General features: G+C 57.5%; 10 protein-coding genes. 7 read left to right on the forward strand and 3 right to left on the reverse strand.

The window, feature by feature from the left end; all coding sequences use genetic code 11:
* Window positions 1-15: 15 nt before the first annotated feature.
* From trkA to typA, 5 genes are all read left to right on the forward strand, one after another.
* A complete protein-coding gene (gene trkA, locus JOD69_RS09695) occupies window positions 16-1,389 on the forward strand; it encodes a Trk system potassium transporter TrkA (protein ID WP_077731598.1) in 1,374 nt (457 codons plus the stop codon).
* 15 nt (window positions 1,390-1,404) lie between these two features.
* Window positions 1,405-1,992: a class I SAM-dependent methyltransferase gene (locus JOD69_RS09700; protein ID WP_086135540.1), complete on the forward strand. Its 588-nt coding sequence runs from the start codon at window positions 1,405-1,407 to the stop codon at window positions 1,990-1,992.
* A 53-nt stretch (window positions 1,993-2,045) separates the two neighbouring features.
* Window positions 2,046-2,444, forward strand: coding sequence for a rhodanese-like domain-containing protein (locus tag JOD69_RS09705; protein ID WP_077731596.1), 399 nt, complete (start codon window positions 2,046-2,048; stop codon window positions 2,442-2,444).
* Between the two features lie 233 nt (window positions 2,445-2,677).
* Window positions 2,678-3,412 carry a glycosyltransferase gene (locus JOD69_RS09710; RefSeq protein ID WP_086135612.1) on the forward strand — a complete coding sequence of 245 codons (735 nt, stop codon included), beginning with the start codon at window positions 2,678-2,680 and terminating at the stop codon, window positions 3,410-3,412.
* A 75-nt stretch (window positions 3,413-3,487) separates the two neighbouring features.
* Window positions 3,488-5,308 (forward strand): translational GTPase TypA, encoded by a 1,821-nt coding sequence (gene typA / locus JOD69_RS09715; protein ID WP_077731595.1) that lies wholly within the window; start codon window positions 3,488-3,490, stop codon window positions 5,306-5,308.
* Between the two features lie 114 nt (window positions 5,309-5,422).
* Here the strand turns inward: typA and JOD69_RS09720 are convergent, their stop codons facing one another.
* The gene (locus JOD69_RS09720; protein WP_133718539.1) at window positions 5,423-5,800 is read right to left on the reverse strand and encodes a hypothetical protein; all 378 of its coding nucleotides are present in this window, start codon (window positions 5,798-5,800) and stop codon (window positions 5,423-5,425) included.
* 359 nt (window positions 5,801-6,159) lie between these two features.
* Window positions 6,160-7,362, reverse strand: a complete 1,203-nt coding sequence (locus JOD69_RS09725) for an ammonium transporter (protein WP_086135611.1) — start codon at window positions 7,360-7,362, stop codon at window positions 6,160-6,162.
* Window positions 7,363-7,663: 301 nt separating this feature from the next.
* Here JOD69_RS09725 and JOD69_RS09730 point away from each other — a divergent pair, with 301 nt between their 5' ends.
* Together JOD69_RS09730 and JOD69_RS09735 are read left to right on the forward strand one after the other, a co-directional pair.
* Window positions 7,664-8,827 (forward strand): hypothetical protein, encoded by a 1,164-nt coding sequence (locus JOD69_RS09730; RefSeq protein ID WP_086135538.1) that lies wholly within the window; start codon window positions 7,664-7,666, stop codon window positions 8,825-8,827.
* A 30-nt stretch (window positions 8,828-8,857) separates the two neighbouring features.
* The gene (locus tag JOD69_RS09735) at window positions 8,858-9,601 is read left to right on the forward strand and encodes a ferritin-like domain-containing protein (protein ID WP_077731592.1); all 744 of its coding nucleotides are present in this window, start codon (window positions 8,858-8,860) and stop codon (window positions 9,599-9,601) included.
* Between the two features lie 149 nt (window positions 9,602-9,750).
* Here JOD69_RS09735 and JOD69_RS09740 read toward each other — a convergent pair whose 3' ends face one another.
* Entirely contained in the window at window positions 9,751-11,568 is a 1,818-nt protein-coding gene (locus JOD69_RS09740; protein ID WP_086135537.1) for an ABC transporter ATP-binding protein, read from the reverse strand.
* Window positions 11,569-11,637: the final 69 nt, after the last annotated feature.

Here is an 11,637-nt window from a genome sequence, read left to right on the forward strand (position 1 = left end):
CTTCTGCTCTCGATAATGAAAATAATCATACTTGGCGCCGGGCAGGTCGGAAGCAGCGTGCTCGCCAGCTTGGCGAGCGAGGCTAACGATATCGTCATGGTCGATACGCAGCCCGCCTTATTGAAGGATTTGCAAGACCGGTTCGACATCGGCACGGTTCAGGGCAATGCGGCGCATCCCACGGTATTGAAGCGAGCCGGGGCGGATGAGGCCGATATGCTCATCGCCGTCACCAGCGACGATGAAACCAATATGCTGGCCTGTCAGATGGCGGATATCCTGTTCAAGATTCCGCGAAAGATCGCCCGGGTCCGCGCCATCGAATATTTCAGCTATCCGGGCATTTTTTCCCCCGAGACCATTCCTATCGACGTCGTCATCAGCCCGGAACAGATCATCACGCAATTCATCGAGCGGCTGCTCAAGTATCCGGGGGCCTCTCAGGTCCTGGATTTTGCCGAGGGCCGCGTCCGGCTGGTGTCGGTCAGGGCCCATCAAGGCGGGCCGCTGGTCGGGCGGGAAATTCGCGAGCTTCATCAGCACATGCCGAATGTCCATGCGCGCATCACGGCAATTTTTCGAAACGGCCTGCCTGTCATCCCGAACGGAAAAACCATTATTCAGGCGGATGACGAGGTATTTTTCGCCGCATCATCCGAAGAAATCAAAGCGGTCATGAGCGAGCTCAGAGAGCTCGAACGGCCTTACAAGCGACTGATGTTCGCCGGCGGCGGGCACATCGGCAAGCGCGTGGCTCAAGCGCTGGAGGGGCGTTATCAGGTCAAGCTCGTAGAAAAGGATTATAAGCGCGCCCAGAAAATCGCCGCCGATCTGAGCAATACGGTGGTATTGGCGGGCGATGCTTCGGACAAGGAGCTTCTGCTCAGCGAAAACATCGAGAACACCGATATTTTCTGCGCCATTACCAACGACGACGAAGCCAATATTTTGTCCGCCATGTTGGCCAAACGCCTGGGTGCCCGCCGGGTGATCAGCCTGGTGAACAAGAGCGCTTACGCGGACCTCGTCGATTCCTCACTGGTGGACCTCGTCCTTTCTCCGCAGCAGGCGACCATCAGCGCCTTGCTGCGTTATGTTCGGCGCGGCGATATCGTTCAGGTCCACTCCCTTCGGCATGGCGCCTCGGAAGCGATCGAAGCGGTCGCCCACGGGCGCCGCGGCAGCTCGAAGGTGGTCGGCATACCCATCGACAAGATCAACATTCCGCCGGGCGTGGTGATGGGGGCCTTGGTCAGGGGGGACGAGGTGATTCAGGTTCACCACGACACGGTGATCGAGGAGGGTGATCACGTCATCATGTTCCTACTCGACAAGAAACTTATTCCCATGGTCGAACAAATCTTTCAAGCTACCGATGTACCGGTTTGATTCCGGAGATTATCTATGACCGACGACGGGTTTCCGATTCGAGACAAATGGGACCGGATCTACCGGGGAGCCGGCGACGCGATTCCCGAGCCGGCACCGGTTTTGGCGGATAATGCGCATCTTCTCCCTGAATCCGGAACCGCCTTGGACTTGGCTTGCGGGCTGGGAGGAAGCGCGTTGTTTCTGGCGCGGCGAGGGCTGGAGACCCAGGCATGGGATATTTCTCCGGAGGCGATCAGCCGGCTGAACGTCCATGCCCGACGGCTCGGTCTGGGTCTCCGCGCCGAGACCAGAGACGTGGTCGAGCTGCCTCCCACGGCGGAATCCTTCGACGTCATCGTCGTCAGCCGCTTTTTGGAACGGTCTTTGACCTTGGCTATTACAAAGGCGCTGAAACCCGGCGGCTTGCTCTTCTATCAGACTTACACACGAGACAAAGCTGCCGGGATCGGGCCTACAAATCCGGCTTTTCTTCTCGATACGAACGAACTGCCTCGGCTGTTTGGCAGCCTCAGACTCGTGTTTTATCGGGAAGAAGGGCAAATCGGCGATTTGAACCGAGGCAGTCGCAACGAGGCTTTTTTTGTGGGGCAAAAGGCATAGGCGCCGTGTAGCGGTACCTTGCTCACGTGAATCAACTCTTCAGGAGTACCAAGATGTCGTCTGTAAAAAGCTTAACTCCGCCCAACGCGTGGAATGCTTTCAGGGAACAAAGCGGTGCCGTGCTGCTGGATGTCCGCGATCCTTTGGAATTCTCCTATGTCGGGCATCCGTGCGGCGCCATCAACATTCCGTGGAAATGGGCGCCGGACTGGAAGCCCAATCCGGACTTCGTGAATCGCGTTCGCCAAATCGCTCCGAACGCCGATACCCCGATTTTCTTATTGTGCCGCAGCGGGCAGCGTTCGCTCGATGCCGCCAATGCCTTGGCAGCCGAAGGCTATTCGGATCTTACGAATATCGAGCAAGGCTTCGAAGGCCCTCTCGACGAACAGAAACATCGTAGCAGCGTCGGCGGCTGGCGTTATCATGGGCTTCCTTGGGAGCAAAGCTGATAGGGACGAAAGAGCCCGTCACTTTAAACGCCCTAACGCACACGGAAATGGGGAAGGCGCGGATCCGATAGGCGCTTCGCACCCCCCCTGCGTCCGTATCCGCATATCAAAGGCTCGACCTGCGATAAATCCCTTTAAACCGGCTACCGTTCTTCGTTTTGCAACATGGCGATGTTAATGATAGTCGCCTCATGTATCGCAAAAACGATAGAGAAGGGATCAGAGGGGTTTTCATGCAATTGAGTGATATCACGGTTGTGCTGCCGACGCTGAACGAAGAGATAAACATCGCTCATTTTCTGGCGTCGTTACCGGATCGCTGTCGTCTCATTGTCGTGGATGCCGGGGACGACCGAACTGCGGAAATCGTCGCTCGCCACCGTTCGCCGGAGTTCACCCAAATCGTGAGGCTGAAAAGCACGATATCGGAAGCTCGTCAGATCGGTATGGAGTTGGCCGGAACCGGATGGGTCTTGTTTACGGACGCAGACGTGGTATTCCCACCAACCTACTTTCGGGCACTCGCCGGATATGCGGAATTCGACTGCGTCTACGGTCCAAAACTGTCGCACAATCGATTTCGCCGATATTACCGCTGGTTCGCCCACGGGCAATGGATATCTCACAAAATGGGAATTCCTGCGGCGAGCGGCTCCAATTTGCTGGTCAGGCGCCATATCGTGACGGAGGTGGGCGGATTCGATCCCGATCTGCTTTGCAACGAAGATTCGGAACTGGTCTGGCGCATTAAACGCGCCGGCTACCGCACCGCGTTCGCACCGGATCTGCCCGTATATGCAATGGATCATCGTCGTCTGGAGCGGGGCGTGTTCCGCAAGACGCTTCACTCTGTTGTCCGGTGCTTATTCCTTTATTGCGACCTGATTCCTGCCCGCTGGCGCAGACTGGATTGGGGTTACTGGTCGCATGTCCAGCAGGGCGAAAGCGGTGCGTCCGCTCAGGACTGAGTGAGCTTTAAAATCTGGTAGAATAACCGGTTTTACCCGGCTCCCCGCCCCCACCATCCATCCTTTTTCCGATTTATGATCGAAAAACTTCGCAATATCGCCATCATCGCCCACGTAGACCACGGCAAGACCACTCTGGTCGATAAGCTGCTCCAGCAATCCGGCACGTTCGCCGCCCACGAAAAAGTGGAGGAACGGGTCATGGACTCGAACGCCCTGGAGAAGGAGCGCGGTATCACCATTCTGGCCAAGAACACCGCCATCGACTGGAACGGCTATCACATCAACATCGTCGATACCCCCGGCCACGCCGACTTCGGCGGCGAAGTCGAACGCGTTTTGTCCATGGTCGATTCCGTGCTGCTCTTGGTCGATGCGGTAGACGGCCCGATGCCGCAGACCCGTTTCGTGACGCAGAAGGCGTTCGCCCTGGGGCTCAAGCCCATCGTCGTCATCAATAAAATCGATCGTCCGGGAGCGCGCGCCCATTGGGTATTGGACCAGACCTTCGATTTATTCGATCGGCTGGGAGCGACCGAAGAGCAGCTCGACTTTCCCGTCATTTACGCATCCGCCCTGAACGGCTATGCCGGCCACAGCCCGGATATCCGCGAAGGCAACATGGACCCCTTGTTCGAAACCATTATCGAAAAGGTGCATCCGCCCGTGGTCGACGAAGAGGGCGGCTTTCAAATGCAGATCAGCCAGCTGGACTATAGCTCCTATGTGGGCGTGATCGGCATCGGCCGCATCCAGCGCGGCACCATCAGGACCAACACCCCGGTGGTGGTCGTCAGCCGCGACGGCAAGCAGCGCAACGCCCGTATCCTGCAGGTGTTCGGATTCAAGGGGCTGGAAAGGGTCGAAGTGCCCGAGGCGAATGCCGGCGATATCATCGCCTTCACCGGCATCGATGCGCTGGAGATTTCCGACACCATTTGTGCCGTCGATTGCGTAGAGCCGCTTCCGCCTTTGACCGTTGACGAGCCCACCGTGAGCATGACCTTCCAGGTCAACAACTCGCCCTTTGCCGGCAAGGAGGGCAAGTTCGTCACGTCGCGGCAAATTCGCGAACGTCTTCAGCGGGAACTGCTGCACAACGTTGCCCTGCGCGTGGAAGACACGTCCGATCCCGACAAATTCAAGGTTTCGGGACGCGGCGAGTTGCATCTCTCCATCCTGATTGAAAACATGCGCCGCGAGGGCTACGAGCTTGGCGTGTCGCGTCCCGAGGTGATCATCAAGGAGGTCGACGGCGAGCTCTGCGAACCCTATGAATTCGTCACCATCGAAGTGGAGGAGGCGAATCAGGGCGCGGTGATGGAGAAACTGGGCGAGCGCAAGGGCGATCTTTTGAACATGGTGCCGGACGGGCAGGGCAGGGTACGGCTGGAATACATGATGCCGTCACGCGGCCTGATCGGCTTTCAGACCGAATTCATGACTGCCACCTCGGGCACCGGCCTTCTGTACCACGTCTTCGATCATTACGGCCCGGTGAAGAAAGGCGATATCGGCCAGCGTATCAACGGTGTGATGATTTCCATGGTGGAAGGCAAGGCCCTGGGCTATGCGCTGTTCAATCTGCAAGAACGCGGACGCCTGTTCATCGAGCACGGCACGGAAGTCTACGAGGGCATGATCATCGGCATCCATTCCCGCGACAACGACTTGGTGGTGAACCCCACCAAAGCCAAGCAGTTGACCAATATCCGCGCCGCCGGCAGCGACGAGAACATCATTTTGACTCCGCCCATCAAACTGAGTCTGGAGCAGGCTCTGGAGTTCATCGATGATGACGAACTAGTGGAGGTGACCCCGAAATCCGTTCGACTCAGAAAAAAGCTGCTTCTGGAACACGAACGCAAAAAAGCCACCCGTGCAGCGGGCGCCTGATGCCGAGATAAGGGAATATTCGCGATTGTCGATATCTGCCTTGGCCGTTTGTCGGATGCTTGTCATCGCGGCGGACGGTCGAGGCTGCTCAAGGCCTGGTGCTCGGTCTTTCCGCTAGATATAAAGAAGCAGGAGTATCAGGGCCATCCCCGTCAGGGCGATTTGCCAGCCGATGCTCGACCAGCTGACTTGGACGCGCTCTTTTTGTTCCTGCCACCAAACGGGAACGGTTGATTTGGCTCGTTGGAAAATTCCGTTCAGCTTTTTGAATCCGAAAAGGAGGATGAGCATCAGCAGCCCGAATCCGAGCCACGCGGTAACTGCCTGAGCTTCATACGGGGTGAGGGCAAGGAGAGCCTCCAGGACATGCTCGGTCACCAATTCGAGAGTTTCGAGCAGAAGTTCCACCGCCGTGATCAGAAAATCCAGCAGCACATCGCCCCAAAAAATAGCTGCGAGCACTCCTGCTCCAATCACTCCGGCCTTTTTCATCGTGGATCCCCTTTGGTTTTTCGTGCCCCGGTTCTCGGGCAGCCGCACAAAAATTTTGCCCAAGCCAGGGTTTATGTAGTTCGCGTCTCGTCGAGCTTCCTCACGGTGTCTTCCTGGTGCAGAACAGAGCGTCGACCCTGCCGTTTTCAGTTTACAGATACAGGCTGCAATCTGCCATTTATAAAGCGTCTTATAAAGCGTCGAACAGGCGATTTCTTGTGACGGGAAACAAGACGCGGCCTAACAGCTTTCTTGAAAACATGACTGGAGAACGCTCTGCACCTATTGGAGCACGACAATATGCTGCCCACGTTTTGAGGATCAAAAGGCCGGTAAAAATCGGCCGAGAGTGAATGAACCTACCAGCCGGCTTCTTTCTCCGGGGAAGCGCTGATTTTATGGATGGTTAAGTCCGCGCCGGCGAATTCATCTTCCGGGTCCAGGCGCAATCCGACCGTAAGCCTGAGAAATCCATAAATCAGGAGACCGCCGATTGCGGCTACGAAAAGCCCGAGCCCGGTGCCGATCAACTGCGATAAGAAACTGACGCCGCCGACACCCCCGAACGCTGGCAGGCCAAAAATTCCGGCAGCGATTCCTCCCCATGCCCCACAAAGGCCGTGCAAGGGCCAAACGCCCAACACATCGTCAATCTTCCAGCGATTCTGGGTCAGGGTGAACAAGACGACGAACAGAATCCCGGCGCCGGCCCCGACTACCAATGCACCGATCGGGTGCATGAGATCGGATCCCGCACATACGGCAACCAAACCGGCCAAGGGACCATTGTGTACGAAGCCGGGATCGTTGCGTCCCATCAGAAGAGCAGCCAAGGTCCCCCCGACCATCGCCATGAGAGAATTCAAGGCTACTAAACCGCTGGCAGCATTCAAGGTCTGCGCCGACATGACGTTGAAGCCGAACCAGCCGACAGTCAGTATCCAGGCACCGAGCGCCAGAAACGGTATGCTTGATGGTGGATGGGCGGAGATGTCGCCGTTTCGATGATAACGGCCCCGGCGCGGCCCAAGCAGAATCACGGCGACCAGGCCGATCCAGCCGCCTACGGCATGCACCACGACCGAGCCGGCAAAATCGTGGAATCCTGCTCCGAAACTCTGCTCGAGCCAAGCCTGAACGCCGAAATTCTTGTTCCATGCAATCCCCTCGAAAAACGGGTACACGAGCGCGACCAGCAAAAACGTAGCGGTTATTTGCGGATTGAATTTCGCGCGTTCCGCTATCCCGCCGGACACGATAGCGGGAATCGCGGCTGCGAAAGTGAGCAGGAAGAAAAACTTGACCAGCTCATAGCCGTTGTTTTGAGCCAGATGTGCCGCCCCGTCGAAGAATTGGACGCCGTAGGCGATGTAATAGCCGATAAAAAAATAGGCTACGGTCGACATGGCGAAATCCGTCAGGATCTTTACCAAGGCATTAACCTGATTCTTGCGGCGAACGGTGCCGAGTTCGAGAAACGCGAAGCCGGCGTGCATTGCAAGCACCATGACCGCGCCGAGTAGCACGAAGAATACGTCGTTGCTTTTACTGACTGTCTCCATAAAAACGATCTCTTTGGTTTCAGGACGGGGTGACGTAAGCAAGAAACGAGCCTTTTGTTCTTGGCAGCATATGGCCTCGTTTTGGGGCATGTCTTCCCGAAACGGTGCAGCGTCGAATGATCCTATATGGTGCGAAAAGGACAGAGGTGCACCAGAGATGAACAATACGTCATGCAGGGTAAGTGAATGCACTTAGATTGTTTGCCTGAATCCATTCTCCTTCCCGCTGTCATAGTCAGGAGTGTTTCGAAAACGAAACGATATTTCCTTGGGACTGACTTATTTTTGGACAGGAGGCGTTATGGCCGTAAAGCTCTTTGACTCGAGGGGTGTTCCCCTTGAAAAGCAACGGTTCACGTGGAAAGAGATGGTTCAGAAGCCGATCAGCAAGCTCGATGACGAGGCGTTCACGCGAGTCAGGATCATCCTCATGAACGGACTTGAAATGGAGGCGCTACGTTTTCAGCACCTGTGCGCACGGATGAACAAGGACCTTCAGGTACCGCTGGCTAAGGTCAGGCGGGCCGAACAGCATCAGCAGACTACCGTCAATTGGCTCATTTCTTCCGATCATTCACCGCTGGAGACCACCATCGCCTACGAGCAAGTGGCCGTCGAGGTCACCGCGGCGGTAGCGCAAAACGAGCCCGACGGCTATCTGGCTCAGGTTTACCGCTTCGGCTTGCTGGAGGATTTCGACCACCTTTACCGCTATTCGGCGCTGTTGGATCGGCTCGAGGGCAAAGACGCGAACAACATTCTGCAATCCCACACGGACATCATCCCGGGAAGACCGACCGTGGATGAGCATCGAGCGCCGGAGAACGATTTGCGCGAGCACTACGATCGAACCAAAGCGGCCGCGATCAGCAAGCTGCATGCGACGACGATCATGGCCGCCGAGTATCAGACCCATGATTTCTACGCCAATGTCGGACCGATGTATGCCGATGCGGTCGCCCGCCAGTTATATGCTGAAATCGCCTCGATCGAGGAGCAGCATGTCACTCAGTATGAGTCCATCATAGACCCCAACGAAACATGGCTCGAAAAATGGCTGCTGCACGAAGCGACGGAAGCCTACAACTACTACAGCTGCGTGGAGCAGGAATCCAACCCGCGCATCAAGGCGATATGGGAGCGTTTCCTGGATTATGAGCTCGGACATGTCGCATACGTGTCGGAACTGTTCAAGAAGTATGAGAGGCGCGATCCGGCCGAGGTCATTTCAGACACGTTGCCGGAACCTATTCCGTTCAAGAGCAACCGCGAATTCGTCCGCAAGGTGCTCGATCAAGAAGTGGACTTGCGCACCCGCGGCACTCAATTTGTCGATAAGTCGCAGGAAGATTCGGCGTCCTTGGATTACCGGCAGCATATGAATTCGGACGGGTCGCCATCTCAAACGGTGGCGGCGGGATACCAGTGGTCCCCCGGTACCGAGTTGAATCGCAGGGTCGCATAAATCGCAAGAAACCGTCTGAGGAGTTGAACCATGGAAAAAACATCAGTCGAGATGAGCTCGAAAAATCGCACCGGTATCGGCATGTCGCCGGTCGACAGCCAGCGGATGATAGACGCGGCGCAGGCGGCTCCTCCGAGTTCGTCGGGAGACGAATCGGCGCTTGCGAAACTCGATAGCGTCTATATTCGGGAAGCCGAGCCGGTGGGGTCGGTTCCGCCGCCGGGTACCTTGAAAGGTATGGCTCAGGCCACCCTACAGAAACTGACCGGCAAGCATCCCGAAGTCTTGGTCGATAAGCTGGGCGAGCGCCTGGCGTTCGAGCGCACCGGTACGCGGCTCTACGACTATCTCATTAACAAATGTGAAACCGCGTCCGAGGCCGGCTCGCCGATCTCCGTCGACACGCTCAAACGTTTTCGGCGAGAGGAGGCCCAGCATTTCAAGCTGGTGGCAAAGGCACTGGAGTCGTTAGGCGCCGATCCGACCACGCAAACGCCCGGTGCGGACGTCAGCGCCGTCGCGTCGAGCGGAGTGCTTCAGATCATGAGCGATCCGCGCACCTCCATAGACCAATCCTTAGAAGCAATCCTCACCGCCGAGCTGGTCGATCATGCCGGTTGGGAACTCTTGATCCGATTGACCAGCGAGATGGGGCTTGATGATATGGCCAACGATTTCCGGACGGCGCTTGCGGAGGAGGATGATCACCTGATGCAGGTGCGCCAGTGGCACGAACAATCCACGCTGTCCCACGCAGGCGTATCGGCGATCTGACGGCAATCGGTGCGGCTGCCTCGGGATTCGGCTTTTTATTCAGGCAAAGGTCGGCCCGAGGCGGCTGCAGGGCAGTAGGATGATGCGCTGTCGTACCATAGGATCGTATTGCCTAACGCCTTTGCTTCGCCCATTTTATTCGTCACGATTCATGCCCGCGCAGCCGGAGTGATTTTGGGATTCTGAGAAACGGCGTTTCCTGCTTGCAGCTGCCACATGGCGTCGAATACACCGCGCCGCCGTCTCAGTTCCTCGGGGCTGCCGTCCTCGACGATACAGCCTTCACTGAGCACGATGATCCGGTCGAACGAGGCCACCGTGGACAGCCGATGAGCCACCGCCAGCACGGTGCGGCCCCGTATGAGCTTGGCCAGCGCCTGGTGAATCTCGAGCTCCGAAGCGGTATCCAGTGCCGAGGTGGCTTCATCCAAGATCAGGATCGGCGCGTTCTTCAGAAAGGCGCGGGCGATGCCGATGCGCTGACGCTGACCTCCGGACAGTTTCACGCCGCGCTCTCCGACCAGCGTGTGGTATCCCTCCGGTAACGCGCGGATGAAAGCATCGCAAAAGGCCTGACGGGCCGCGGCGTAGACCTCCTCGTCGCTGGCCTCGGAGCGGCCGTAGCGGATGTTGTCCAGGATCGAACGGTGGAACAGCGAAATATCCTGCGGCACCACGGCAATAGCCGCACGCAGAGCATCCTGCGGAATTTCGGTCACGCACCGACCGTCGATCAGAATGCGGCCTGTATGAACATCGTCGAGCCGTTGCACCAGGCTCACCAGCGTCGACTTGCCGGCGCCGGATGGGCCGATGATGCCTAGCCTCTGGCCGGCCGGAATGTCGAGGCCTAGATCGCGGAAAAGGAGATCGCCGTTTGCATAGCCGAAGCAGACGTTCTCGAACTTGATGGCTCCGCCTTGTGGCACGAACGGTTTCGCCCGTGGACAATCGGTTACCGAGTGCGGCTTGCCGATGTCCCTCAGGGTCTCCGCGATAAGCCCGAGCTGCTGAGTGGTGCCGAACAAGGCAAAGGCGAGGTCGCGGGAGCCGTGTAGTATGCGGAATGTCAACGTGCTGACCAGCACCACCTCGCCGGGCGTAATCCGATTCTCAGCCCAGAGTTGGAGCGCCCAAGCCAGTATGGTTCCCGCCATCAACCATAGCAGCAGGTCGTGAAGCACCCTGGTTTTCTCCTGATACATCCAGCTCCGCCGCTGGCTTTCGGCTTCCAATCCCAAATGCTCGGCCAAGCGTTCCCGTTCGCGTTGCCGGGCGGAAAATGCCTTCACCGCCCAGATGTTTCCCACCACGTCAACCAGTTCGCCATTCGCGCGCGAACACTGTTCAGCATAATGGCGATGTATGGGTTGGCCGCGCCGCCCGAACAGAATCATGCCCCCACCGACGATCGCGACAAAGACGCACAGGAGCGCAGCCATGTCACCGTGGACAGTTCCCAGCACGATCATAGCGCCCAGGAAATCGGTGCAAGGCGGCACCATATTCCAGGCGAGTACGCTGAACAGCGTCCCCGTGGCGGCAGCGGTTTCGCTGATGCGGTTGCCCAGGGAGCCGGCCATACGATCATTGAAATAGCACATGGAGTGGCCGGAGAGGTGCTGGAACAAATCGAGCCGCACATCCACGCCGGTGCTCACCATGGTCCGGCAGCCGAGCCAGCCGCTCAATCGCCACAGCCCATGCTCGACACCCACGAGAGTGATAAACAGTGCCAGGGGACCCCAGACGGCCAGCCGATTCCTCTCCGGAGCGGACATGGCGTCTACCAGAAACTTCATGCCCACCTGCACACCGATGGCGCAGGCGGCGGCGCCGATCACCAACAGGAACAAACCGGCGAAATGGAACGGCCGGCGCCGAACATAGTGCAGGAGAAAGAATAAGGGACGTCTCAGAAAACGAGGTGTCGCTTCGGACGTATTCGAATTTTTGGTGTCTGGCATCTGTCCCTGATCCCTAAACCGCAAAGCTCATGCGCAATTGCAACGGCAAGGCTTGGCATCATGCTTATG

Origin of the sequence: Methylocaldum sp. RMAD-M (assembly GCF_017832375.1) — a bacterium.
Lineage (GTDB): Bacteria > Pseudomonadota > Gammaproteobacteria > Methylococcales > Methylococcaceae > Methylocaldum.

What these genes read in the sequence shown, in the direction of transcription:
- JOD69_RS09705 (WP_077731596.1), top strand. Translation starts at nt 2,046, where the DNA reads ATGTCGTCTGTAAAAAGCTTAACTCCGCCCAACGCGTGGAATGCTTTC.
- JOD69_RS09720 (WP_133718539.1), bottom strand. Translation starts at nt 5,800, where the DNA reads ATGAAAAAGGCCGGAGTGATTGGAGCAGGAGTGCTCGCAGCTATTTTT.
- JOD69_RS09735 (WP_077731592.1), top strand. Translation starts at nt 8,858, where the DNA reads ATGGAAAAAACATCAGTCGAGATGAGCTCGAAAAATCGCACCGGTATC.
- JOD69_RS09740 (WP_086135537.1), bottom strand. Translation starts at nt 11,568, where the DNA reads ATGCCAGACACCAAAAATTCGAATACGTCCGAAGCGACACCTCGTTTT.
- JOD69_RS09730 (WP_086135538.1), top strand. Translation starts at nt 7,664, where the DNA reads ATGGCCGTAAAGCTCTTTGACTCGAGGGGTGTTCCCCTTGAAAAGCAA.
- typA (WP_077731595.1), top strand. Translation starts at nt 3,488, where the DNA reads ATGATCGAAAAACTTCGCAATATCGCCATCATCGCCCACGTAGACCAC.
- JOD69_RS09710 (WP_086135612.1), top strand. Translation starts at nt 2,678, where the DNA reads ATGCAATTGAGTGATATCACGGTTGTGCTGCCGACGCTGAACGAAGAG.
- trkA (WP_077731598.1), top strand. Translation starts at nt 16, where the DNA reads ATGAAAATAATCATACTTGGCGCCGGGCAGGTCGGAAGCAGCGTGCTC.
- JOD69_RS09725 (WP_086135611.1), bottom strand. Translation starts at nt 7,362, where the DNA reads ATGGAGACAGTCAGTAAAAGCAACGACGTATTCTTCGTGCTACTCGGC.
- JOD69_RS09700 (WP_086135540.1), top strand. Translation starts at nt 1,405, where the DNA reads ATGACCGACGACGGGTTTCCGATTCGAGACAAATGGGACCGGATCTAC.